The 25,243-nt window shown below is 43.6% G+C and carries 23 protein-coding genes and 1 pseudogene; 9 read left to right on the top strand and 15 right to left on the bottom strand.

The annotated features are described in order from the left end of the window. Positions 1–2 precede the first annotated feature (2 nt). The 4 genes from RMX69_RS08625 to RMX69_RS08610 all read right to left on the bottom strand — a co-directional run bounded on the left by RMX69_RS08625 (position 3) and on the right by RMX69_RS08610 (position 3,218). The gene (locus RMX69_RS08625) at positions 3–377 is read right to left on the bottom strand and encodes a hypothetical protein (RefSeq protein WP_322637181.1); all 375 of its coding nucleotides are present in this window, start codon (positions 375–377) and stop codon (positions 3–5) included. A gap of 194 nt (positions 378–571) precedes the next feature. Beyond that, positions 572–2,332, bottom strand: a complete 1,761-nt coding sequence (locus RMX69_RS08620) for a serine/threonine protein kinase (protein WP_322637180.1) — start codon at positions 2,330–2,332, stop codon at positions 572–574. A 248-nt stretch (positions 2,333–2,580) separates the two neighbouring features. Further along, on the bottom strand, positions 2,581–2,769 hold the full coding sequence (gene rpsU, locus RMX69_RS08615; protein WP_012407716.1) for a 30S ribosomal protein S21: 189 nt from the start codon (positions 2,767–2,769) through the stop codon (positions 2,581–2,583). A 116-nt stretch (positions 2,770–2,885) separates the two neighbouring features. Then, on the bottom strand, positions 2,886–3,218 hold the full coding sequence (locus tag RMX69_RS08610) for an RNA recognition motif domain-containing protein (protein WP_094351322.1): 333 nt from the start codon (positions 3,216–3,218) through the stop codon (positions 2,886–2,888). Between the two features lie 807 nt (positions 3,219–4,025). Here RMX69_RS08610 and RMX69_RS08605 point away from each other — a divergent pair. After that, entirely contained in the window at positions 4,026–4,382 is a 357-nt protein-coding gene (locus RMX69_RS08605; RefSeq protein WP_289796572.1) for a hypothetical protein, read from the top strand. Between the two features lie 206 nt (positions 4,383–4,588). On the opposite strand, the gene RMX69_RS08600 is transcribed toward RMX69_RS08605, so the two are convergent. Next, the gene (locus RMX69_RS08600) at positions 4,589–4,936 is read right to left on the bottom strand and encodes a cupin domain-containing protein (protein ID WP_099103194.1); all 348 of its coding nucleotides are present in this window, start codon (positions 4,934–4,936) and stop codon (positions 4,589–4,591) included. Continuing rightward, a complete protein-coding gene (locus RMX69_RS08595; RefSeq protein ID WP_322637179.1) occupies positions 4,933–7,827 on the bottom strand; it encodes a glycerol-3-phosphate acyltransferase in 2,895 nt (964 codons plus the stop codon). Before RMX69_RS08595 ends, RMX69_RS08600 begins: the two co-directional genes overlap by 4 nt. 739 nt (positions 7,828–8,566) lie before the next feature. Between RMX69_RS08595 and RMX69_RS08590 the strand changes: the two genes are divergently transcribed. After that, positions 8,567–9,532 (top strand): SGNH/GDSL hydrolase family protein, encoded by a 966-nt coding sequence (locus RMX69_RS08590; RefSeq protein ID WP_322637178.1) that lies wholly within the window; start codon positions 8,567–8,569, stop codon positions 9,530–9,532. A gap of 10 nt (positions 9,533–9,542) precedes the next feature. On the opposite strand, the gene RMX69_RS08585 is transcribed toward RMX69_RS08590, so the two are convergent. The 4 genes from RMX69_RS08585 to RMX69_RS08570 form a co-directional block, all read right to left on the bottom strand. Continuing rightward, the gene (locus RMX69_RS08585) at positions 9,543–10,436 is read right to left on the bottom strand and encodes a lysophospholipid acyltransferase family protein (RefSeq protein ID WP_289796568.1); all 894 of its coding nucleotides are present in this window, start codon (positions 10,434–10,436) and stop codon (positions 9,543–9,545) included. Positions 10,437–10,512: 76 nt separating this feature from the next. Continuing rightward, positions 10,513–11,136: a class I SAM-dependent methyltransferase gene (locus RMX69_RS08580; RefSeq protein ID WP_289796567.1), complete on the bottom strand. Its 624-nt coding sequence runs from the start codon at positions 11,134–11,136 to the stop codon at positions 10,513–10,515. 38 nt (positions 11,137–11,174) lie between these two features. Continuing rightward, on the bottom strand, positions 11,175–11,519 hold the full coding sequence (locus RMX69_RS08575; protein ID WP_322637177.1) for a DUF1772 domain-containing protein: 345 nt from the start codon (positions 11,517–11,519) through the stop codon (positions 11,175–11,177). A gap of 689 nt (positions 11,520–12,208) precedes the next feature. Further along, complete coding sequence (locus RMX69_RS08570) at positions 12,209–12,640, bottom strand: nucleoside deaminase (RefSeq protein ID WP_289796565.1); 432 nt, start codon at positions 12,638–12,640, stop codon at positions 12,209–12,211. A 13-nt stretch (positions 12,641–12,653) separates the two neighbouring features. Here RMX69_RS08570 and RMX69_RS08565 point away from each other — a divergent pair, with 13 nt between their 5' ends. Further along, positions 12,654–13,577: a nucleoside hydrolase gene (locus tag RMX69_RS08565; protein ID WP_322637176.1), complete on the top strand. Its 924-nt coding sequence runs from the start codon at positions 12,654–12,656 to the stop codon at positions 13,575–13,577. A gap of 288 nt (positions 13,578–13,865) precedes the next feature. Here the strand turns inward: RMX69_RS08565 and RMX69_RS08560 are convergent, their stop codons facing one another. The 3 genes from RMX69_RS08560 to RMX69_RS08550 all read right to left on the bottom strand — a co-directional run bounded on the left by RMX69_RS08560 (position 13,866) and on the right by RMX69_RS08550 (position 16,301). After that, positions 13,866–14,993, bottom strand: a complete 1,128-nt coding sequence (locus RMX69_RS08560) for a hypothetical protein (RefSeq protein ID WP_322637175.1) — start codon at positions 14,991–14,993, stop codon at positions 13,866–13,868. A 230-nt stretch (positions 14,994–15,223) separates the two neighbouring features. Then, positions 15,224–15,622: a tyrosine-type recombinase/integrase gene (locus tag RMX69_RS08555; protein ID WP_322637226.1), complete on the bottom strand. Its 399-nt coding sequence runs from the start codon at positions 15,620–15,622 to the stop codon at positions 15,224–15,226. A gap of 127 nt (positions 15,623–15,749) precedes the next feature. Next, on the bottom strand, positions 15,750–16,301 hold the full coding sequence (locus tag RMX69_RS08550; RefSeq protein ID WP_289796563.1) for an NUDIX hydrolase: 552 nt from the start codon (positions 16,299–16,301) through the stop codon (positions 15,750–15,752). Positions 16,302–16,431: 130 nt separating this feature from the next. Here RMX69_RS08550 and RMX69_RS08545 point away from each other — a divergent pair, with 130 nt between their 5' ends. From RMX69_RS08545 to RMX69_RS08535, 3 genes and pseudogenes are all read left to right on the top strand, one after another. Next, entirely contained in the window at positions 16,432–17,484 is a 1,053-nt protein-coding gene (locus RMX69_RS08545; protein WP_322637174.1) for a dipeptide epimerase, read from the top strand. Beyond that, on the top strand, positions 17,468–18,514 hold the full coding sequence (locus RMX69_RS08540) for a DUF1611 domain-containing protein (RefSeq protein ID WP_322637173.1): 1,047 nt from the start codon (positions 17,468–17,470) through the stop codon (positions 18,512–18,514). Before RMX69_RS08545 ends, RMX69_RS08540 begins: the two co-directional genes overlap by 17 nt. Positions 18,515–18,539: 25 nt before the next feature. After that, positions 18,540–18,656, top strand: a pseudogene (locus tag RMX69_RS08535) (Uma2 family endonuclease); the annotation flags it as partial. Between the two features lie 38 nt (positions 18,657–18,694). Here RMX69_RS08535 and RMX69_RS08530 read toward each other — a convergent pair. Beyond that, a complete protein-coding gene (locus RMX69_RS08530; RefSeq protein WP_099101515.1) occupies positions 18,695–18,895 on the bottom strand; it encodes a hypothetical protein in 201 nt (66 codons plus the stop codon). A 239-nt stretch (positions 18,896–19,134) separates the two neighbouring features. Here RMX69_RS08530 and mnmE point away from each other — a divergent pair, with 239 nt between their 5' ends. The 3 genes from mnmE to RMX69_RS29405 all read left to right on the top strand — a co-directional run bounded on the left by mnmE (position 19,135) and on the right by RMX69_RS29405 (position 23,475). Beyond that, positions 19,135–20,577, top strand: coding sequence for a tRNA uridine-5-carboxymethylaminomethyl(34) synthesis GTPase MnmE (mnmE, locus tag RMX69_RS08525; RefSeq protein WP_289796560.1), 1,443 nt, complete (start codon positions 19,135–19,137; stop codon positions 20,575–20,577). Between the two features lie 955 nt (positions 20,578–21,532). After that, the gene (locus RMX69_RS08520) at positions 21,533–23,353 is read left to right on the top strand and encodes a vanadium-dependent haloperoxidase (RefSeq protein ID WP_322637172.1); all 1,821 of its coding nucleotides are present in this window, start codon (positions 21,533–21,535) and stop codon (positions 23,351–23,353) included. 29 nt (positions 23,354–23,382) lie between these two features. Beyond that, positions 23,383–23,475, top strand: coding sequence for an element excision factor XisI family protein (locus RMX69_RS29405; RefSeq protein WP_409878033.1), 93 nt, complete (start codon positions 23,383–23,385; stop codon positions 23,473–23,475). Between the two features lie 75 nt (positions 23,476–23,550). Here RMX69_RS29405 and RMX69_RS08515 read toward each other — a convergent pair whose 3' ends face one another. Continuing rightward, complete coding sequence (locus tag RMX69_RS08515) at positions 23,551–25,044, bottom strand: DICT sensory domain-containing protein (RefSeq protein WP_289796558.1); 1,494 nt, start codon at positions 25,042–25,044, stop codon at positions 23,551–23,553. Positions 25,045–25,243 lie beyond the last annotated feature (199 nt).

Raw genomic sequence — 25,243 nt, 5'->3', positions numbered from 1 at the left:
CCTTAACCTTGATTTTGCACAGTCGGTGCAAAGTTCACATTTCCACCAACGGTATTTCCACTCATGGTGTTGGTTTGAGTTTGATTGATTATTTCCTGTCCCCCAGGTTGTTCTTTCACTTTTTCGAGTAAATCCTGAGCCACTTTAATAATTTCCTGGTCTTGATCAGCACCAGCTTTGGTAATTTTATCTTTTAACAAACCTTCCGCTTGCTTGATTTCTTCTGGTTTGGCATCTACCATCGCTTGTCCCAGAACATCGCCCTCAAACTTCTTCTTAATCAAGGCTTTCAAACCCTGATAGGCATCTTTAACTGCTGTTCCTGCTGTATCCTTAGTAGCTGCGATCGCACCAGCACCTAAAGCAGCAATAATCATAGAAATAGTTCCATAGTTAATCCCCAATTATTTGTATCTAACAGCTAAAATAGCAGGATTTACGCAACTGGCACGTATATCTTCATGCTATCGGGGTCAAGGGTCAAGATTTCGATTTTTTGACTCTTGATAACCTCTACAAAAAAATATGACACTTAGGCAAGTCCTAAATATAGGAATCCCTCTTTCCTCTTTCATCGCCATCCCAAAAGACGCAATCCAGGGACAATTAGGTAGTAACTTATTCCTAACCAGAAGCTGATAAAGAAGCCTATAGAACCAAAAAAAATCAGAGGTAACTGTAACTCTGACCAACCTGGTTGACTGGTAAATTGGAAGATGGGAGGTGCTAACCTCAAAAGAATCAAAACTGCATAGGCGATCGCACTGCCAAAGGCTGCGAACACAGCGTACACTACATGATGGCTGCGAAGTCCTAAACTCAAGGTGAGTAGGCAAACTGCCACTAAAATCACTGCCATTAAGCCCTCGCCGCTATCTTTTGGGGTGATTAATTGCAAAATTAACCAGCCGAAGCCATAGCTAATTATTCCCATCAGGGAAGCCACTAAAAACCGCCGCCGTTGACCAAAACACCCGGATACTGTCAGTCCCCATGCGGTTCCCCAGCCTGCGGCGACGAACACCAAAATATCTGCCCCGAAGACGGGTTGAGTATTTGGTACTAATTGATTTAGCTGATTCCCAATCAATTCCACAACATGAGGCCCCAAGCTGGTACGATAGGCCAAAATAAAACCTGCGATCGCACCAAAACAAGCGCCGATAGTACTCAGTACAATCGCCCAAATCGTCGCCAAACAAGCTCGGAAAATTTTGAAGATTGTCTGAGTGATAAAAAGAACGGTTTTGGTAACAGCTAGGCTAAAGTTAGCTAAAACTTGTTCAATAGCTTGTGTTATCAGTGTAAATCTCTGGGAAACTTGCGTTGAGGCAAGCTTTATCTTGTCTTGCAGTTGAGCAAATAACCCTGGTGGCGGTAATGGTTGAGAAATCTTCGCCAAACGTTTTTGAATTATAGCTGCATTTGCTGGACGCGATCGCACATCCTCCTGCACCATCTCATCCAGCAAATCTGCTAGTTGCGGGTTGACATTCACCACAGTTCGCCAGCGCAATTTACCCGTTTGTTGATCTTCCAACTCTAGGGGGTATTTGCCTGTTAGTAGTTCGATCACCGTTCGACCAAGAGCATAAAAATCGGCACTTGGCCCAACAATACCTCCAGTCACTTGTTCTGGTGGACTGTAGCCAGAAGAAAATAATCGTGTGGAACTAGACTTAGAACGCAGCTTAGAGGCGCTAAATTGTTTTGCCCCGCCAAAATCAATTAACACCAAGCGATCGCCTTCTGCTTGCCCTGAAGACGGGGTTACAGATGGCGAAGATGTACCCAGCATTAAATTAGAAGGTTTGATATCCCGGTGAAGAATCTGACGTTTGTGTAATTCTTGTAAAATCTGCACAGCTTGGGCAAACCAATTTAAAACCAAACTCTCTGGACACCCTTGGGGAAACTTTTTTAATATCTCCTCTAAAGTTCGTCCATTGATTTTTTCCATTACCAGACAAGGCAGTTGGTGCGGTTTGGGGTTAAACAGTTGTACCTGAAAATACCCTTCGGCATCGACTCTGGGGACACCCGGATGGTGCAAACTAGATAAAACTGCCGCTTCTTGGGTAAATAACTCCAGTGCCTTTGGTGAATCTTCTACCAATACTTTCAATACTTTCTCTGTTTGAGTTGTTTCATCCCAAACTGTGTAGATTTGAGCAAATCCTCCCGATCCCAAGGGTTGAAGTGGAACATAGCGGTCTAACAACTCTAGCGGTGCGCCACAGCTGTTGCAAAATTTGTTTCCCCAAGGCTGAGGATAAGGACGTTGACAATCAGGATTTATGCAGTGAACCGCACTCTGAGTGATGTGGGACACAACCGCTACAATACAAAGGCTGACTTGATTTTAGCGTTTCTTTAGGTTTCCTGATTTTAAAATCGACAAAAGAAAAACCCTCATAGAATCTATGAGGGAATTCATTCAATTCATATTTACAACAGAATTCAAGGAAGACGAAGTACACAACGATTCGTGTCAAAGCAAGATATAAAGCCTGTTTTACTTCTGAATTCTGACTTCTGAATTCTGAATTCTGACTCCTAAATTCTGCTGTATCTCAGCCCTTAGTTACGAAAACTTCTCTTACTTTGTCTGTGCTTGGCAACTTCTTTGCGCTTGCGTTTTTCTAAGGGTGTTTCAAAATGACGATGCTTTCTCATGTCTGGGAAAATTCCCGCCTTGGAAACTTCTCGTTTAAATCGTCGTAAGGCTGACTCAATGTGTTCATTGTCACCTACAATTACTTGGGTCATTATTTCTCCTACTAAGTTGACTTCATCAATGGCTATGCAGGCGGTAACATTACAAAAAAAAGACAGACTCTTGTTTGTCTGACCTTAAGACTCTTGGTGAGTTTTTGTTTCCAAGGTTAGTATCGTCCGCCACCGCCACCGCCACCGCCGCGGTTGCCGTATCCTCCTCTGTTACCACCACCAAAGGAACCTCTATCACCTCTGTCTTCCTTGGGTTTAGCCTTATTCACTTTTAGGTCACGACCCATCCACTCAGCACCGTCTAGAGCTTCAATGGCAGCAGTTTCTTCAGCTTCAGTTCCCATTTCCACAAAAGCAAAGCCGCGCGGACGACCTGTTTCACGGTCAGTAGGTACTTGAACGCGCTTTACAGTACCATATTCTGCAAAAATACCACTTAAATCTTCTTGTGTAACATCATAAGAGAGGTTACCTACATAAATTGACATCGATTCTCTCCAAAATCATCACTGTGTAGAGATTTTAATTTCTCTCAGAAGTCTGTAAATACTAAAAGGAAAAAGCCTTTCAATACTAAAACCAAAGACATCACTGAATTAACTCTCATAAATCTAGGATGACATACGAGTCAACTCTTTGCACCCAGTAGATAGTTAACCAGTGATGCGATCGCACTTAAGCGATCGCCCGCCCCCACATACCCTAAGTACAATCCACCGCAAAAAGGGGTTGGAAATGGAATAAGATAAGTTCTGTAGGGTGATATAGAAAATCAGACATGCAGGGGCGCATCTTTAATATCCGAATTGAACGTTTGACTGCATTCACCATGAAGCATTACTTCAAAATTTTAATACGAAAGGCAGAGTCAGGCAACAAATATAAAACTATTGTGACTTGTACTCTTTTGGAGAACCCGCCATCAAACCAACTGTGGTGCTTATAGCAGCAAGCATCGCGAGTCTTTTTCTTTGGTGCTAGCCTCTCCTGGTGGAAAAGGGGAGAAAGTGGCGTAACATCATGTTCGGCTAAGGGATTTCCAAATAAAAAAATATCCAATTAACTCTTGTGGGGTGGGCATCTTGCCATTGGTGTCAAGTTAAGGCAGATGCCCACCCCACAAAAATAGTAAAATCATCCCGCAAATATGCAACCCCGAAAATTTTAGAGCGGCAAAGACGCGATAAATCGCATCTCTACATCTGGATTTTGGGCTATTCCTGATACACATTTACTTGCACTGTAAGATTTAATCGGATAATCTGAGCAATCGAGATTGTTTTTCAAGAAAACCAATGAACAAATTCATACTGAGTTTGCTTTCTTCTCCTGTGCTGATTAGCTCTCTTCTCTCTATGGGAGTAATGCTCAATCACGCACAAGCTATGGAGCCAGAACCAGGAACCAAAACCACAGATCGTCTATCTTGTATACGCAATAAACATAAAGTGGGTTTAGTATGTGCCAGGGCTTCCGTGTTGGCTCAAATTCCTAACTATCAACGTGAAATAGAGTTTTCTCAAGAAGATGCTCCCATGCTGGAGTTCAATGAACAAGAAAGCAATGTGGCAATCGACTTATTTGGCTGCGACTGTGCTGCTTGTATAAATTCTTTGCGTCAGATGCGCGGGGCGACACCCTTGGTATATTAGGATTTTGCAAATTTATCTTTGTTTATAACCCAATACGCTTGGGTTAAGGCTAAGACCTTTTTTTAACGAACCGCAAAGGACGCAAAGGAAGAGAAGCAAGAGAAGCTTAACTGAACTGTATTGGTTTATAACCCACATTCCGCAAACTTTTATGAGGGCACAACACAACATGGTTATGCCCTCACTGTATCTTGTATTCAAAATAATTACGCTGATTTTTCGACTCGCAAACCAAAGTATGTCAAAACAAGTTCGGTTGAGCCACTATTGACAACTTCGTGTACTTCTCCCGGTTCGATGGCTACACAGTTTCCCGGAAGTAAAGGGTATTCTGTACCATCAATGTGAATTACTCCTGAACCAGCTTCTACAAAAAATACCTCGCACATATCTTGATGTGCGTGTGCTGGTGCGGTTTGTCCAGGAGCAAAACGTGCTTGAGAAAAGTTAGTCAGGTGAGGTAAATCGCCGAAGCGTAACATCACCTTTTTCTTGATTTCGGCATTGTGAGAAACCGACTCTTCTGGCAAGTCTTTCAAAGAAGTGGTAATCATTCGGGTCTTAAATCATTAGATAATTCCACAATACCCCTAGACCCATCAATCCTGACTCGTTGACCATCTTGCAAGATCCATGTAGCACCGCGAACATCCATCACTGCGGGAATTCCATACTCACGAGCAACGATCGCACCGTGAGAAAGTCTTCCCCCAGCTTCGGCAATTAATCCCCCAGCCCTTAATAACAATGGGGCCCAGCCGGAATCTGTATAAGGTACTACCAAAATCGTATCTCGGTCAATGTCTGGAATGTCTTGTAAATTTCGCAACACTTTCACCCTACCTTCGGCTTGCCCATGACTGGCTCCAATACCTTGTAAAATTTGGTCAGAGTAAAGTTCAGAGGGAGCTAAGGGGTGAGGAGGTGTATTGCCGTAAACTAAAAGAGGTATTTGAATAATCTCGCTATCTTGCAGGAATTGCGATCGCCTAAATTCGACTAACTTATCTAGCTGCTCTATGAAGCTAGAATCTTCATCTCCAATTAGACGCCGCACTTCATCAAAGTTAAGAAAAAAGATATCGCCTGTTTGCCTGAGTAAACCAGACTCTAACCAAATCTTCTCTAAAGCCACAAAACTCCAACGCAATTCAGCTAAAAGTCGGGAATAAACTTCGGTGACTCGTCCTTTGATATCTACGCGCCGTTGCACAAAAGAGCGTTTGCGCTTACCAGCAAAGATACTATTAATCGCGTCTTTAGCACCTGATTGTGGTTCGTTCCCCTGCATTAACTGCACAAACATCTGCTGAATCATCTGGGGATTTTCCCGCCAAGTGGGAACGGAGATATCGGTTCCTACTTCGCTTAAGTAGCCGTAATCTTGCAGCAATTCGTTAAATGCTTGGAGGATTTTCTCTCCTTCGGGGGTTTGTTTTAATTGTTCAAATACTTGCTGTGGCTCAAACTCCAGCAATACCTGCTTGGCATCTGTAGCGATCGCACTGAGCGATCGCAATGCCGCTACCTCTGGGGTAACGCTATGATCGATTTGCTTATCCTTTACCCGAAAAATCGCCTGTCTCAGGGCAGCACTCAAGGGAGCTAAAATGCTGTAATACGTTCCATGACGCAGCAACTCCAGAATAAAATCAATTCTTGCCAACAACGCCGGTGGTTCCAAGCTATCTATATCTTCCTGCGCCAACTGCGACAACCCAGGAATGAATCGGTTGTGATAATCTTCCTTAAAGTCCTTTTCTAAACTTAATTCCCGCTTCAGCAACTTTCCTAGTCCTGGCAAATTTTCCCAAGTTGACTGCAAGGAGGGTTTACTTAATTTAGCTCCTCTGGTTAAAAATTCCAGACTTTCCGGTGGTAGTCCCATGCGGAGAAAAATATCTCCTAAGAGGGACGCATTAAAGTAAGCTCTGGAATAGTGCAGAGTTGCTGTTTTGGCAAAATCTAACCCCAAAGCGCGATCGCCTAAAACTAAAGTAAAAAATTCTCCCCAAACTCCACAAGTTAAGGGACGATTAATTGACCATGTTAAGGGGTGAATTACTCCGGGAATCACTTCAGCAGCGATTTTGCGTGTCCACATGGGTAACAGAGTGGTGATCGGTCGAGATTGCAGCACCCAAAGCGTTTGCCCATCATAACTCCACTCGATATCTTGAGGAGTGCCATGATAACGTTTTTCGAGTCGGTAAGTAAGGTAAGCAACTTGCTTAATTAATGATTGTGGGACTCGTCCTTGACCCTCTAATTGTACAGAGTAGGAATTTTCTGTTTCAACGACAAAAGCGCGATATTGTTCTGGTGTGATTTTTCCCGAAACGACTTGCGTTGCACTGCCTGGAAGGGCTTCAATAATGATTGCATCGCCTTGCTGGGTAATGGGATCGCGGCTGAAGGCAACACCAGAATATACACTCTGGACTTGTTGTTGAATCAACACAGCCATTGCTGTATCATTTAAGCCGCGATCGCGCCGATATTGGATAGCTGAGGGATGATTGTAGGAAGCTTGAACTTGGGCGATCGCTTCTTTTAATGCCTCTTGGCTAGTAACATTTACAACTGTTTCATACTGTCCAGCAGCAGAAGCTTGTTCTGAGTCTTCTCCAATAGCGGAGGAACGCACCACCAAGGGAGATAATTCTGAGGGTTGGAGAAATTCTGTTAACCCTTCTGGATTGTCGATAGGTGCTAGTACCCATCCCTTCGGCACTGGATAGCCCCAGCGCTTAATTTGAGATAATGTCGCCGCCTTTTCTCCGACTATGGCAGCATTCAACTCTTCATCTAGAGAAACCATTGTGCGCTCGCCGCGTAAAAATTCCAACATCGCTTGCGATTCTGTTTGTGCCTCTTGGGCTGGCAGTTTCATATCATCAGGAATTTTGGTGTAAATCCAGCCCATTAAACCAGCTAAGGCCACAGCAGCAAATATTCTGGGAATATCGCTAAAGTGCAGAAGTGCCACAAACAATGGAAAAAGTAGCAAAACCCCAAATTTGACTAACTTTCTTGATTGCAGAATTGTAAAAGCAATACCTGCAAAGAAAGATACAAATATCGCTACAAGTGGATCGTGTACGACAAATCCCCAAACAACATTTGTCGTACCTGCTCCTCTGCCTATCCAGTATCTACCGATTACCAGAGCGATTAGGGCAAGTAATTCCCAAGACGATCCATCTGGGAAGAAAATGCGGCTGAGTAAGACTGCCGCAACTCCTTTAAAAGCTTCTGACAAGACTGCCAGAATTCCGACAATTTTACCGCCATGATAAAAGGCAGCTGATACACTAATATTTCCTGTACCAACTTGTGATAACTGCTTCCGTTTAAGGGCATAAGTTATCCATGCAATCAGGGGTAATCCGCCCAAAAGGGGGCAGAGAATTAAAATAACTAAGATACCCCAAGGTTCAAACATTCTGGATTTTGGATTTTAGATTTAAATTTTCCATCTAAAACCTCAAATCTAAAATCTAAAGTTTTTCTGAAATTTTTGATGGTTATTAGGGGGGGCTTTTTCAAAGAGAATTCAGGAGTCAGGAGTCAGAATTCAGAATGATGGCTAAGGCATAAACACGGGGGTTTAAAAACAATCCAAATTATAGATTTAGAAGTATACAATCAGCTAGTGGTTTGAATCCCCCAAGGAAAGACATTCTGAATTCTGGATTCTGGATTCTGTATTCTTCTTCAATGACTAGTTGCTAAATGGACACTTGGCTAAGACGGAAACCGTTTAAGACAAGTGTCCTTCTAGACTACTAATGGTTTTAGTTTAGCGCATAGGCAGCTTGCAGCGCCCAAATGACAAGAGCAGCGATCGATCCCAGAAGCAACACGGTAGAGATAGTGACTACTTTTGGGGAATCTGCACCCTTAAATTTCATAATTCCGCGATTTAAGTCGGACACAGCTTTGTAATCCTCTGTTGTTGGAGCATGAGATATTTGTCCGTTTTGATTGTAGTCCTTCTCTTTGCGGATGACGTTAAATTCACTTTAAAAATTTAGGACTGGGGGCTGGGGCGCAAGGGGGACAAGGAGATAAACAAAACTCCTAACTCTTAACTCCTAACTCCTAACTCAGCACTCAGCACTCCTAACGCCCAATCCCCTACTATCATTGAAAAGCAACTCAGTATAAGAGGGTGTGAGTAGGTGAAAATAGCACTGAGCGTAATTTTAGCGGTGGTTGTGGGATTGTTTGTGGTAATCGAGATTGGATTGCGATCGCTGTTTGGTTTTGGTAATCCTCTGATTTATATTGGCGATGAGCAGATTGGTTATTTGTTGGCTCCTAACCAGCGTACCCGTCGTTTTGGGAATCGCATTGAAATTAATGAATATTCTATGCGAGGTAGTCCGATAAAAAAGATACCCGCATCTTCTGACCTGCGAATTCTACTTTTAGGTGATTCTATTGCTAATGGTGGTTGGTGGACAGATCAGACTAATACAATATCTAGTTTGATGATGCGTTCTCTAGCATCATCCACTAATAGTAATTATCAGGAAGTAGAAGTGCTAAATGCTTCAGCAAACTCTTGGGGGCCAAGGAATGAATTAGCCTATTTAGAGAAGTTTGGCAATTTTAACGCGCAAGCAGTGGTGTTATTAATTAATACCGATGATTTGTTTGCAACTCCTCCTACTTCATTACCAGTAGGACGCGATCGCAATTATCCAGATCGTAAACCTCCCCTGGCATTAGTGGAAGTATGGCAGCGTTATATCGTCAAGCAAAAGCCAATTCCTGAACTGCAAGCCGTCCAAAATGAATCAGGCGATCGCGTGGGGATTAATCTGGAGGCGATCGCTAAAATTCAAGCCTTGACTCGCCAATCCAATAGCAAATTTCTGCTGGTGATGACTCCTTTACTACGAGAAATTGGTCAACCAGGCCCCCGCGATTACGAAATTAAAGCACGTCAGCGCTTGAGTGATTTTACCAAAGCACAGCAAATTAACTATATTGACTTTTTACCGAATTTCAATTCAACTACCAACCCCCAAAGTTTGTTTCACGATCACATCCACCTCAACTTACAAGGTAATAAATTTGTCAGTGAAGTTATGGAGCGATCGCTTTTGGAAATACTGGGGGAGGCGTCACTTCGTCACTAATATTCGTGTTTTAGTTAGATTTTTGAGTATCTCTAACCAAATTATTTAACTCTTCCTGCATTTGACTTTGGACTATTTCATAACAAGTATTCACATAGTTACGATCTCTAGCTGCATCTCGACCATATCTTTCAAAAGTAATTGGATGACAGACACGAGTGTGAATCTGCACAGGTAGAGGAATATTAGGCAGAGGGCCAATAGACAAGCCCCAAGGCAAACCTAAGTAAATTGGGAAAACTCCAGGGTCAATTTGATATAACCACGGCAATCCCCACTGATGCAATTGTTTGACAAAATCATAACAATCACATAAGACTATCAAGCTATCATGAGCGCCTACCGAGATTACAGGAATAATCGGAACTTCTTGTTTTAAAGCTAGCTTGATAAAGCCCTGATGACCAGCAAAATGAATTTTATAACGTTGGCTATAAGGACGAAACATATCATATTGTCCTCCAGGATATACCAGAACGCTAGCACCCCGATCGAAAGCCGCGCTAGCCATTTTGGGATGTGCAACAATTGCTCCGAATTTCTGGGCTAATCCTGCTATTTCTGGACTCACTTTCCAAGCGGAAGGGTGCATTAGACCATACACCAAACGCTCGGTTCCAAATCTCGAAAACCAATCGTACATCATCATGATTAAATCTGGAGACGCCATTCCCCCATTATGAGATCCAACCAGTAGCACTTTCCCTGTTGTTGGTATGTGATGCCATCCATCAGTTTTTACTTGAAAGTAATAACGGTAAAACCATTCCCATACAGGCATCAATGATTCAATAAACTGAGCATCTCGCTGTGTTAATGAGTGATGAATCTTTTTCGAGAATTCTGATGTTAAACAATTGTCAGCGCTGACAGAAATTTTCTCTATCTGTTTTGGAAATTCCATAATTAATCGCCCATCTTCCATCACTCTTGCAAGTATCTCTGCAACTGCTCTAAATTCCAATACCCCAAAATTTTCTTCACTTTCTAAACAAGATTGATACTAGCCTTGGTGGTTTATTTTTATCTTCTTCATGCCACCATTCTTTGAAATCTTCAAGTAAGAAGCCATGAACTTTCGCTGCGTTAAAAAAATCTGATAAATGATGCACAAATGCCGGAATTTCAATGATCTCTTGCTGTCTTTGGAAATTAGCTTTTGTACCTTTATATTGCTTAAATGGATGAAGCTCACAGATAAAAAAATATCCTCCTTTGACTAATACACGAAATGCTTCTGAAAATATCAAGCTGAGGTCTTCGATATGTTCTAAAACAAGATTACAAGTGACCAAATCGGCAGACTCATTTTGACAAGTCCATTGCTTAGTAATGTCTTCTGTAAGAAATACCACATTAGTAGCCCTCACTTTCTCTTTCGCCTTTTCGATCATCTGTGCTGAAAAATCGATCGCACAAACTTTCAGAGCAATTTGTGAAAGTAAAAGTGTATTTTTACCTGTGCCACAGCCAATTTCTACGACTGATTTACACCTCAAACCCATCAAGGTTTCTCTGGTGACAGTTTGATCGAGATCGCGCGTCAGATTTTTGTCAGCATCGTATGTGGCTGACCAATTATCGTATGCTGCTTGAATACTCATATAGCTTCATTTTGCCGATTACAGGGTATTATCCTATTTCACGTGCGATCGCACAGTCCGAGTACAAGTGCTGCCGCCAGTGCCGCTATTGTCCGAACGTGGTTCCAGAACGTCCAATTGGTAAGATATCTAGCCCATAGGTTCGTGCCTTCAGTGCTATCCGGTTTGGCGATCGCTAAGGCATCATTCAGCGGCACATTGAACGCGATCGTCACTAGAACGGTGCCAATAAGATAGAGCAAGCTACCGATAAGCAAATAGGCAGCATCAGGTTGATGCCACTTTAACACCGAGGAAACCGCTAGAAAGATGCAAGCCACAGCCGTCCCGAACAGTGCCAACATGAATAACGGATTGATCGCAGTGATATTGATGGATTGCATGGCGGCAATGCCCTCCTTTGGCTGGAGTCGTGCAAGGGCATTCATCACGAAAGTCGAGAAGGCAAAGAAGACGCCAGCCACCAATCCGCAGCCTAGTGCTGTGAAAAGCGTCAAAGGGAAGCGCAAATTGTCAACAAATATCATAAAGCCTCCTGTTAATTACTGCCCAACGCCTTGTTCGCAGATGGTGTTATGTCACAATACGCTTGGGTTAAAGGTTATTGGTGTAGATGATTGGTCTTTCAAGACGCGATAAATCGCGTCTCTACAATCTGGGTTTTGGGCTTATCCGATCGGACATGATGTTATTTTATTTGCTGTTGATCCCACAACTACTCTTATTACTGCGTTGCGACGCAAGCAGTTTGTTTAACGAGCGATCGCACTGCTTGGGACAATGTATTTGCAACCTTTTGACACCTACGATCCACAGACTAGGTTACTGGAAATTTGAAACAAATATCTTAGCTGTATAGTTTGGCAAGTCAGCTACTAAACCATCCTCTCCAGATTTCACTTCTTGATTGCTAACCAGACCCAATTAAAGCTGCTCTTTTGTTGCAACGCAGTGGCTTTTCCAGTCATCACATTACTCTATCTACTAGCTGATTTTAAAATACCTATCCTTAAAAGGTGGATAGTGGGGAGCAGGGGAGGATAATTAATGACAAATGACAAATGACCAATGACTATTTACCAATATCTTCATTCCAAAGTTCGGGGTTAGTTTCAATAAACTCACTCATCATTTGTTCGCACTCATCAAGATTAAGATCAATTACGTCCACGCCATGAGATACCATAAATTCTTTAGCACCAGGAAAAGTTTTGGATTCTCCAGCGATGACTTTTTTAATGCCAAATTGTACTACTGCCCCAGCGCACAGGTAACATGGCATTAAAGTTGAATAGAGTGTTGTACCTCTATAGCTGCCAACTCTTCCAGCATTGCGGAGACAATCAATTTCGGCGTGGGTAACAGGATCGCCGTCTTGTACACGTTTATTGTGTCCTCTGCCGAGAATTTTACCATCCTTGACGAGAACCGAACCAATAGGAATTCCCCCTTCTTGTCTGCCTTGTTTTGCTTCTTGAATTGCAGCTTCCATAAACTCATCCATATAATTCTCCTTTATGACAAAACAACTTGTATTAATGGATCACGATGGCGGTGTAGATGATTATTTAGCAACTATGCTGCTGTTAACGATGGATAGTATTGAACTCCTTGGTGTTGTCGTCACTCCAGCAGATTGCTACGTTCAACCGGCTGTTAGTGCCACACGTAAAATTATAGATTTGATGGGATTTTCTCATATCCCGGTAGCAGAAAGCACTGTGCGCGGTATCAATCCATTTCCTACTCTCTATCGCCGTGATTCGTTTATCGTTGACCATCTCCCCATTCTCAATCAAAGCAAAACCATCACCACGCCTCTGCTTGCCGAAACAGGTCAAGATTTCATGATACAGGTGTTGCGGGACGCATCAGACCCCGTAACGTTGATGGTAACTGGGCCGTTGACAACGGTAGCCGCAGCTTTAGACAAAGCACCAGAAATTGAAGCCAAGATTCACAAGATTGTGTGGATGGGGGGTGCGTTGAATGTTGGTGGCAATGTAGAAAAAAGTTTAGAACCTGGACAAGATGGTTCTGCTGAATGGAATGTTTATTGGGACGCGATTTCAGCCGCGCGGGTATGGCAAACCCAAATCGAAATTATTATGTGTCCTTTGGATTTAACTAATAATGTCCCAGTCACGTCAGAGTTAGTATACAAAATGGGACGACAACGCCACTATCCCATCTCTGATTTAGCCGGACAATGTTATGCACTAGTTATCCCCCAAGATTATTATTTTTGGGATGTGTTGGCAACGGCTTATTTGGGACATCCAGAATTTTATCAACTGCGCGAATGGGAAACAGAAATTATCACCACTGGTCTTAGTCAGGGGCGTACTAAAGTAGTTACTGGCGGTCGTAAAATTGATGCAATGGATCAGGTAGATAAAGAGGCTTTTTATGGTTATATTTTGCAGCAATGGGCAAGATAAAAAACTAAAAAATTAGGTGGCGTGGTAGGGCGAACGCATCTAAGGGACTTCCAACTAAAAAAATATCCTATCGCTGGGTAGGCAGGGGAGCAGGGAGCAGGGAGCAGGGGGAAGACAACAAAATATTATCTGAGTAAATTGGATAATTTATTTTCTGGAAGTCCCTAATAGCAGGCATCGCCCCCACAACATTCTTAGAGTAAAAAGGAGCGATCTTACCCCCCACCCCCAAGCGTGATGGATGCTGACGAACCTCAAAGTCCGCAGCCCACGGCGACCAGTCAACCGTCAGACCATCGTGAAGGTCGGCAGCTGACCAGTGTTGTCAAAGAGGCCAACGCTGTAGCTGCCTCCATACGGCACGATCATCGCGTTTGATCGCACGGCGGCCCGCGCCCAGTCTGCGTTCCCAACTGCCGACGCTGCAAGCGCCGCCAGCCCAGTAGCCTGTATGCACTGCAAGAAGTACGCGCTGGTCACGAGGAGTAGGTCGTAGGTGGGCTGGTCGTAGTTTGCGATCGCGAGGAACACGTTCTGGGGCTGCCATGTTGCCTTGCCCCGTGCAACCCCAGCCGACTGGATCGCCAGGAGTGAGTCGGCACCACCTGCACCGTTGACAATCTCAGCATAGCGACTGCCCGGCCGACTTACGGCTTGCTCGACGTGTCGCCGCCAATCATCGAGCGGGCGGATCTCCTCGACAGCATAGGTACCATTGAAGAGTAAAGTTGGGTTGTAGATGAAGTAGCCTACAGGAGCCATTGCGTTCGTCGGCTTTGAACCGGTGAGAATCTGGTCGAGGTAGCCCGCGTTGTACCCGTAGCTGTCAGTGAGTCCCTGGAGCTGCGCGCCCCGAAGACTCCCCTCAGCGTAAGCGATCGCTCCGGCATCGTTGCCGTTGAATGCTGTGAGCGCGGCGTTAATGCGCGTCACAATCGCGTCAAAGCTATTCGCAGTCGGCAAAAATCCGGGACGTGGGTTCGGCGAACCCGGCACCGGAAAGCGGATGAAAGCGTCGCGCAACCACACGCCGCCAAAATACCCGGCGAGGTGCATCAGCCACAGCAACGTCGGGAGCGACGGGTCGCCAGGTTCGGACGGTCGGAGTGTGCGCTCGAACACGTACACCGGGACGTAGCGTGAGAGAAAGTCGATCGGATCGTGACCCCCAGGCGGGGTTGTGCGTGCGTAGGCGCTCACGAGTCGGTCGAGGAGGTCTATATCTTCGGTCATGACAGTCCGAAGGTTGTCGAAGAATGGGTAGGTCGGCAGGTTGAGCCGCAGCCGAGGTTGGCTTTGTGCGACGGCGATGCTGCCGAGAAGTCCAGTTCTTGAGAGGGACGTGGTGGCGAGTCCGGTAACTCCCGCTCTCACAGCGCCGATGAAGAACGCACGGCGCGAGATGTGGTTGTGCATGATGATTCCCTCTGCTACTGAATTAAAATACAGTAAATTTAATAAATCTCCAATTTCAAGAATTTTCTATATAAATTAATAGGCTTATTTATCAACAATCAACTATCAAGTAAATATCAAGTAAATATTAAGTAAATATCAGGTATAGAGGATAAATCCTAAAAGCGATACCGATAGAGAGCGATTTTTTTCGGGGGAGATGGGCAACAATTAAGCAGAGGACTTAAACATCAATCATCCCAAAGACCTTGAAACTTGGTAGATGCAAGTTCGGTGTAACGAACAGTATGCGGAATATTTTTATGCCCCAAATAACTCTGAATTGTTCGGGTATTAATACTTCGATTAGCCAGATAATAACCTGTTCCATACCGCAGCATATGAGCATGAATAGGGAAAGACAAACCAGCTGATTCACCAGCCCGCTCAACAATGCCGGCGATCGTATCATGTGCCAACGGGCCAAGTCGAGAAGACTGGAAAATATAGGGACTAGCAGGATAATCTCGTTGCAGATGACGGAGAGAGCGAATCTCCAAACCTGAAAATGGTTGAACCGAGGGCGTACGTTTTTTGACTCGCCTCACGTAAATTGTACCACCATTCCAATCTATTTGCTCGCAGCGCAGAGATGCCGCTATGGAAACTTTATTAATATTATTCTATGCTCAAACATCCAAAAAAAGTTGCTGTAAAAGCTTCACGATACAATTCGTATAAAGTATTTTTTTAAACAGAAGAGAGGTTTAATGATTATTAATAATTAATAAAATTTAAACCTAAGAAGAGAGCCGCTACAGTTCCGGCAACAGAAATTTCTCCCTGAATAATTTTATCTAAAACTGATTCTACAGGAATTAATATAACTTCAATCTCTTCTGTAATATCTAGTTGCTGCTCTCCAACTTTGGTCACATTTTCTGCTAAAAATAAATGTATTTGATTAGTATCTTTACTCGGCTTATCGTATAGAGTTCCAATTTTTTTAAATTCTTGGGGAATATAACCAGTCTCTTCTCTCAGTTCTCTAATTGCTGCTACTTCGGCACTCTCTTTTGTGGGATCGAAATTACCTGCTGGCAGTTCCAAGAAAAATTCACCTACGGCGTGTCTATATTGCCGGACAAAAATAATTTCTTTATTACTAGTAATAGGTAAAATCATTGCAACGTCAGGCTTAATACTGACAAAATAATCATCTATAATTTTACCATTCGGTAATTCTATTTCATCTTGCCTCACCTGACACCAAGGGTTATCTAAAACCATTTTTGATTTTAAAATATTCCATTTTTTTAAGTTGTTCATAAACTAAGTAAAAATAAAATGTATATATAAAAAGTTTGCAATGAATGTAAAAAAGTATAACAGATGTATCCGATAATTTAAATTTTGAACTTACACTGGCTTTTGCGATAACATAATATGTAAAATAAGTATGCAAATAAATGTAAATTTATTTACAGTAAACAAGAGATTTCCGTTGACTATTAGTCGAGGTACAACGGCACAGACAACGAATGTATGGGTGAGGATTTCACAGGATGATATCGAAGGCTGGGGGGAAGCATCGCCATTTGGTGTGGGTAATCATCGGCAATCAACTGATGCAATCAAAGATGCTCTAGAGCAAGTTGTGCCGCTGTTGCAAACATTCAGCCCCTTACAACGTCAGGAAATTGAGCAAGTTTTAACACAAAACCAAGTTCCTTCTGCTGCAAGAGCTGCGTTGGATATGGCAATGCACGACTGGTTGGGTAAGCGCGTAGGTTTACCTTTGTGGCAACTTTGGGGACTCGATCGCAATCAAATAGTCCCGACTTCTGTCACAATTGGGATTAATTCGCCTGAAGGCGCTAGGGCGAGAGCGCGAGACTGGTTAAAATTTACCGATGTCCGTCTTTTCAAGGTGAAGCTAGGTAATCCAGATGGCATAGATGCCGATCAAAAAATGCTCTTATCGGTGCGAGAAGAAGCACCTGAACTAGAATTTTTCGTTGATGCCAACGGCGGTTGGAGTTTAGAAGATGCGATCGCTATGTGCAATTGGCTAGCAGATTTAGGTATAAAGTATGTAGAACAGCCATTGCCACGGGGAGAAGAACCAAGTTTAGCAAAACTCAAACAACACTCTCCCCTCCCCATCTTTGTCGATGAAAGTTGTTTCACAAGTGCTGATATTCCCGATTTGGCAAATTACGTGGATGGCATTAATATCAAACTGATGAAATCAGGGGGACTAACAGAGGCAATGCGAATGGTGCATACAGCACGAGCATATCGGTTGCAAGTAATGTTCGGTTGCTATTCTGACAGTTCGCTAGCTAATACAGCAGCATTACAGCTGGCACCACTAGCTGATTATTTAGATTTAGATAGTCACCTGAATTTAATTGATGACCCTTTTACGGGTGCATTGCTAAAAGCAGGAAGAGTTTTGCCAAACGATTTACCAGGCTTGGGAGTACAACACAGTGCGTCTACCACTTAATCAACGAGTAGCTATCTTGCTACATGAAGGAACTACTGGGACTCAGGGTAAAACAGGGCTAGCAATTTTACGTTACAGTGAAGCCCCAATTGTAGCCGTAATCGATCGCGAGTGTGCTGGTAAATCCCTACCAGAATTAACAGGCATCAAGCGTGATGTGCCGATTGTGGCATCGGTAGCCGCAGCCCTAGAGTACAAACCAGAAGTTTTAGTAATTGGTATTGCCCCTGGTGGTGGTGCTGTACCAGATGATTACTGGCTGGAAATCAAAGATGCTTTAGAAGCGGGAATGTCTTTAGTGAATGGTTTACATACACCAATGGCAAGTATCCCAGAATTAAATGCACTGCTCAAACCAGGGCAACTAATTTGGGATGTCCGAAAAGAACCATCTAATATCAGCGTTGCTAGTGGAATGGCACGTACCCTTCCGTGTCGGCGGGTGTTGACAGTGGGAACCGACATGGCGATTGGTAAAATGTCAACTAGTCTAGAGTTACATTGGGCATCAAAACTGCGGGGCTGGCGTTCTAAATTCCTCGCCACAGGACAAACTGGGGTGATGTTAGAAGGAGACGGCGTGGCTTTAGATGCCGTGCGGGTAGACTTTGCCGCTGGTGCTGTGGAACAGATTGTTATGCGCTATGGCAAAAACTACGACATCTTGCATATTGAAGGACAAGGTTCGCTGCTACACCCTGGTTCAACAGCAACTCTACCCCTAATCCGTGGTTCGCAACCAACCCAACTAATATTAGTACATCGGGCGGGACAAGTTCATGTCCGCAATCATCCCCATGTAATAATTCCACCTTTACCAGAGGTGATTCAAATGTATGAAAGTGTTGCTAATGCTGGTGGTGCTTTTGGAAGTGTTTCTGTAGCGGGTATAGCACTGAACACAGCCCATTTAGATGAATCTGCGGCTCAAGAAAGCATCGCTCAAACAATAGCAGAAACAGGGCTACCTTGCACTGATGTAGTCCGCTTTGATGCCAATGTACTTTTGGATGCGGTGATGAATAATTAGTTGCTGTAGAATGCTTTAACCCTAAACTCCTGAAAGAAAACTGGTTCCGACACCGGAAGAAGTGGCACAACACGAGAAGGAACACAGCGATCGCTTGGCAGCAAAACTGCGAGAATTAAATATAGATCCAGATACCATTTAACTTCCCCGCTGTCTTGCTTGTGCCTGTTGGCTTAAATGCTATGGATCTTCAGGAAAAACCCATTTTGGCGGTTCTGCCATTTTTTTCCGCAGACGTTCTTGTGCCAACTCCAGCATTTTGTCTAAGGGAGTCTCTTCAATAAATTTTGCGGCTGACTCTCTAAACTCGATATTGGGGCATTTATCCCCTAAAACACACCCGTTAACACAGGCTACAGCGCAGTTAATCTTTTGCTCCACAGTACATTCCTCTCTCTAAAGTTATGAGTTATAAGTTGTGAGTCATGATTTTTATTTCTAACTCTTCACTCTTAACTCTTTACTATCAGGCATGACCTACAGGTAAATTTTACCTTGCCAGTTGGTATCTCATTAGTCTAAATACTCACCATTTAGAAACTTATGAGTTATGAGTTATGAGTTATGATTTTTACTCCTAACTCCTCACTCCTAACTCCTCACTTTTATAAAGGGCGCTCATGTCAGAACTGTTTGCTACTACTGGAACTATAGCCGCGATCGCTACTGCTGTTGTCCCCCAACAGGGTAGTGTTGGCATTGTGCGGGTGTCCGGTTCTCAAGCAATGGCAATCGCCCAAAGTCTCTTTCATGCACCAGGGCGACAAGTTTGGGAAAGTCACCGGATTCTCTACGGTTACATTCACCATCCCCAGACGCAACAAATAGTGGATGAAGCTTTGTTGCTGATTATGAAAGCACCCCGTTCTTACACCCGTGAAGATGTTGTAGAATTCCATTGCCACGGGGGAATTATGGCGGTGCAGCAGGTATTACAACTGTGTTTGGAAAATGGGGCTAGACTAGCGCAACCGGGAGAATTTACTCTCCGCGCTTTTTTGAATGGACGATTGGATTTAACTCAAGCCGAAGGTATTGCCGATTTAGTGGGAGCTAAATCGCCCCAAGCTGCTCAAAGTGCTTTAGCTGGTTTACAAGGAAAATTAGCTCATCCAATTCGGCAGTTACGCGCTAACTGTTTGGATATCTTGGCAGAAATTGAAGCTCGGATTGATTTTGAGGAAGACTTACCTCCGCTGGATGATAAAGCAATAATATCAGCAATCGATCGAATTGCCGCAGAAATAACTAGGTTATTGGAAACCAAAGATCGAGGTGAGTTGCTACGCACTGGTTTAAAAGTGGCAATTGTTGGGCGTCCAAATGTGGGTAAGTCGAGTTTATTGAACGCTTGGAGTCGGAGCGATCGCGCCATTGTGACTGATTTACCTGGTACAACCCGCGATGTGGTGGAATCTCAGTTAGTTGTTGGGGGAATTCCCATACAAGTGCTAGATACAGCAGGGATTCGGGAAACAACAGACCAAGTGGAAAAAATTGGCGTCGAGCGATCGCGTCGTGCTGCCAATGCAGCTGATTTAGTCTTGCTTACCATCGATGCTTCCGCAGGTTGGACAGCAGGCGATGAAGAAATTTATGAAACAGTACAACACCGTCCGTTGATTCTAGTGATTAACAAAATCGATTTAGTAGAAGAAAGCAAAAGAACAACTCTGCAATCCAAAATCCAAAATCGTTCGACTGAGCGACTTGTGCCGAGCGGAGCCGAGGTAAGCCGAAGTCCAAAATCCAAAATTGTCACAGCCGCAGCCCAAAATCAAGGTATTGATGCTTTAGAAACAGCAATTTTAGAAATAGTTCAATCTGGAAAAGTGCAAGCTGCTGATATGGATTTAGCCATTAATCAAAGACAGGGAGCAGCCTTAACTCAGGCTAAAATTTCTTTGGAACAGGTGCAAGCAACAATTGCCCAGCAGTTACCTCTTGATTTTTGGACAATTGACTTACGGGGTGCGATTCAAGCTTTAGGAGAAATTACTGGAGAAGAAGTAACAGAATCAGTTTTGGAGAGGATTTTTAGTAAGTTCTGTATTGGTAAATAACCTAGAAAAAATTTTGTTTAATCTATTTTTATTTAATATTTATTCATAAATAAATAGACATCTCAATTCGTCAAGCAAGTATACAAGATACAGCGATCGTTTCAGATGTGCTACTAAAAGCAGCTTTGTGGCTTCAGCAGAGTGGTAAGCTGTTACGCATTTAAGTTGCACATCAACTGGTGAGGTTTCGCCAGGGCAAGGTGTTGGGTGTAGTGTTTAAGACAAATGAATGCGAGTATATCGCATAGTACAACATCTTTTCAATTTCCCACACCCGAACCTGCAACTCCACACCCTTTCATCCAGGAATACCAGGGATTTAGGGTTTACAAGCGTGCTATTCTGCCTTTGATACTTGATCAAAAACATCACATCGCGTTTCATCCACAGTCAAAAGCACGGAATACGATGCTATGCGCCTGTGACTATCGGACTTTAACGCTCTTACTAAATTTATTGTAAAAACCTCTTGATTTTCATCACCAATTGTGAGAGAGTCTGATTTAACATTTTAAATACGGTAAACCGATAGAATTTTAGTAGTTAATAGTTGGACTGGAAGTAAGCGGTGGTTTTAGCTGTGCTTTAATCCGGCAACATCCTATCAGACTGATTACAACTACAGAAGCATAACAGCCATCTGATGAAAGCATCATACCAGCACTGAATGCCGACATGATTTTTAGGAGAATTACTCCTATGCAAGTTACCTTCCAGTAGAGTAACCCTAGATTTCATTTCAAATCCGGTGAGATTACTCTGTTTCTCAGAAGCTGTTTACGAACGCGTTCGCTTCCGTTATGGATGGAAGAAACAAGTCAAATCCTCTTCCCTTCTGCCTTATTTCTTAGGAGGTGGGTATTTCATGTGTGGCTAGTTGTTCTAGCTTTCAGATGCTCATGTATTGACTCATGACTAAATTTTTGCATTATTTTTTTCCAGTGGAGAACATCTCATGCAAGTAGATCCAAATTCTCATCAAGGTTCCGAGCAAGATACTCAGGCTAATAGCGAAATAGATAAACTGAAACAACCCCGTGTAGCTAGCAAACGTTTTTTTGGTAGTCATGCCAGCAGACGCTCATTTATTGGTCGCGCTGGTTTATTTAGTGCCGCTAGCGTTGTTGCAGGAGTTTTAGGTTCACCTTTCTCCTCAAAGAACGGAGGAGATGTTGGAGACGTTGTACAAGCCCAAGCCGTCAACAGGCGGTATAATAATCGACCCTTCGACTACAGGAGGTTTGTTGATAAAGCCTATCGAGTACGTCTTCAAGCAGCGGCACTTGAACGAAATATTCCGATTCCGGCTCATCCGGCCAACGGCGATGAGGAGCGTTATCCCAACAAAATCGGTTCTGACAGTAGAGGACTACCGCATAACGAGCTAGGCGAAGTCAAGCTGGAAGCTTACAACTCTTTGACCAGAGCATTGACAACACAAAACCCGAATGATTATGAAAATATCATCTTGGGTGGCACTAGAAAGCTGGTCAATCCTCAAGGGGCCCTAGCAATTAGCCTAGAAGGGATCAATGCAGCACAAATAGCTGTACCGTCACCACCATTTCTAGCTAGTGCATCGCGCGCTGCTGAAGCAGTTGAACTCTACTGGCAAGCTTTACTCCGAGATGTACCTCTTTCTAAGCTCCAAAACAATACTGATAACCCAAAAGTCTTGGCAGCCGTTGAAGACCTCAACAAGCTTTCGGCGTTTCAAGGACCAAAACAAAATGGTCGTGTCACCCCTCAAACTTTATTTCGTGGTAGTGTCAACTACGTCGGTTCCGGTTCAAGTACAAAATATGTTACTCCACCAGGGGTGCTAGATGGGCCCTATCTCTCACAATTTTTGTTGCTAACTATTCCTTGGGGAACTCAGTCTGTTTCGCCATTGATTCGTACTGCTCTTCCTGGTAATGACTTTCTACTCAATTTCCAGGAATGGTTGACTGTTCAGAATGGAGGTAGTTCCGGGAAATCTATTAAATACGACCCCAAAAACCGTTACATAGTCACGGTTCGGGATTTAGGTGAGTATGCCCATATTGGCGGCCCTACATACGTGGGAGCCTCGTTGATTCTTGGTAGCATCGGTACTCCTTTGAATCCAGGCAATCCCTACGTCAGATCGAGAACTCAAAGTGGTTCAGCTGCAACCTTTGCAGTGGGACATTTACAAGCCTTGCTTAACTTGGGTACCTCGCGTGCGATTAGAGCCTCGTACTGGCAGAAGTATTATGTCCACCGCATTCTCCGCCCAGAAGCCTATGGAGGGCTAGTCTACAACAACATTGTTAATAAAGCTCAGTATCCAATTAATTCTGAGGTCTTTAATTCCCAAGCTTTGGCTCAGACCTTTAGCACCTTCGGCACCTATCTATTGCCCCAAGCATATCCAGAAGCAGCGCCAATCCATTCATCTTATACAGGTGGTGCGGCTGCTACTGCTGGCGTCAATGTCACACTGTTAAAAGCATTTTTTGATGAAAACTTTGTTATTCCCTCGCCAGTAGTGCCCGATCCCAAAGACCCGACAAAAGTAATTGCTTACAGTGGATCACCATTAACTGTGGGTGGAGAGTTGAATAAACTGGCAACTAATTATGCGATTGGTCGCGGTCACGGCGGTATCCATTGGCGTTCCGATGGTTCCGCTGCTTTGGCTTTAGGAGAAGAGGTTGCTATTAGTCTGCTCAGGGATGAGAGACTGGGTTATAAAGAAATATTCAATGGCTTCACCTTCACCAAATTTGACGGTACAAGAGTCACCGTTTAAACCAATTTTTGGTGTTATGGGAGCGCTGAATAATTGTAACTGCTGGAGTGCCAAAACAAGATATTGTTTTGGGTTTTCATGCTCCTTATAAGCGGAAGTTTACTGAGTTTGCAGCAGGTTAGGCAAGATAACTGTAGGAGTTATAAGTTATGAGTGATGAGTTATGAATTTTTAACTCATCACTTATAACTCATAACTCATAACTCATTTTCTGTAGCGATCGCTCTTGGCATATTACCAGCAGTTGCCAGTTGCACTGTAAAGGTAGAACCTTCAGATAATTTACTTTTTACAGAAATAGATCCACCACAGCGCAACAGCAATTGCTGTACTATCGTTAACCCTAACCCAGCACCACCATAATCTTCGGTTGCTGTTGTACGCACGCGATAAAAGCGATCGAAGATTTTGGGAATTTCGTTTTCGGCAATACCGATACCTGTGTCGCGGAATTCTAATTGGACATAATCGCCTTGACTACGGGCACGCACCCATACTTGACCTCCATTAGGGGTAAACTTAAGGCTGTTGTGCAGCAGATTAATCACAATTTGCCTCAGCTTACCACTCACGCACCAAACAGATGGGAGTTCAGTCGGTACGGTGTAGGCTAGCATAATTCCTTTTTCTTGGGCTACAGGTTGGTAGGTACTGACTACTCCAGGTACTATATCTGAGAGACGCACCAACTCCAAAGTCGTCCCCTCCAAATTTTGTTCTAGCTGCACCAGTTCCAAGAAACCATTAATCAGGGAGTTTTGCTGATCGCACTGAGTATTTAACATCTGTAAATAACGTTGTCGTTGTGGGGGTTTAAGATTAGGGGAATTTAATAACGACAGTGCTGTTTTCATGTGCGTCAAGGGTATACGCAGTTCCTGACAGACATTTTTCAGGTATTCATCTTTAAGTTGCTCTTTGTTATGCAGTTCTTGATTTTGCTGCTCCAACTTATTAGTGCGTACTGTGATGATTTGACGATTAATTTCATCTTGTCGAAGGAGTTGTTTTGCCAACAGTTGATTCATAAGTGCCGCTTGGGGCACGGTTGGACAAATAAAACTAGCAGGTAAAATTGAGGATGATTCTGGTGCGATCGCTTGTTGGATACTATTTAATACTTGCTGAATTACTCTCCCCTCAACAGTAGTTATAATCAGCAATGGCTGGTTTTTATTAGTATTTACCTTCCCCGATGTCTGATTTTTGCGTTTTTTAAGTGGTCGATGAGCCAAAATTAAACTGCAAAACTGTGGCGATAACACCATTAGAAAGTTTTCCCGTCGCATTTGGCTATCTGGTGGTAGGTGAACAGGAATGTGATAGGGGGACAAGGAGGATGAGGGGGACAAGGGGGACAAGGAGGTATTTACTTTTTCCTCTCCCTTGTCTCCCTCTGCTCCCTCATCTCCCCCTGCTTCCCCTTTCCTACTCTCCTCAATCTGGCAAGTATAAATGAGACTAGACGCACCTACCGAGGATTGATAACGCGCTAATTCTGATTGCCAAATTTTATCTGGTGGTAGCTTCACCCATAGAGTGGCTGCAATTTGCTGCTCAATGAGTAAGTCAATTTGCGCTCTCACCAGTGATAGCAGAGTAGCAGGACTGAGGGACAATGGTTTAGGAGGCGCTTGCACTCCCATAACCAGTTGATAAACAGACAGATCCTTAGCCAAAGAAACATTCATGAGTCAAGCACAAAAAGGATGAAGCAAGAAATAATTCTGTCTTCGATTTTCACCTTTATGTGTGCATTTTTTACAAAATTACCACGGAAAGAAATATTAACTATAAAAAAGTCTACCCAATGAGGGGCAGGGAGGCAGGGGGGCAGGGGAGAAGTTGCAGGAAGTTTTTCTCCTCTGCCCCTCTGCCTTTTCCAATGCC

The organism is Nostoc sp. EspVER01 (assembly GCF_034530635.1).
GTDB lineage: Bacteria > Cyanobacteriota > Cyanobacteriia > Cyanobacteriales > Nostocaceae > Nostoc.
Note: the sequence above shows the minus strand (reverse complement) of the source record. Positions and strands in the feature narration are given on the sequence as shown.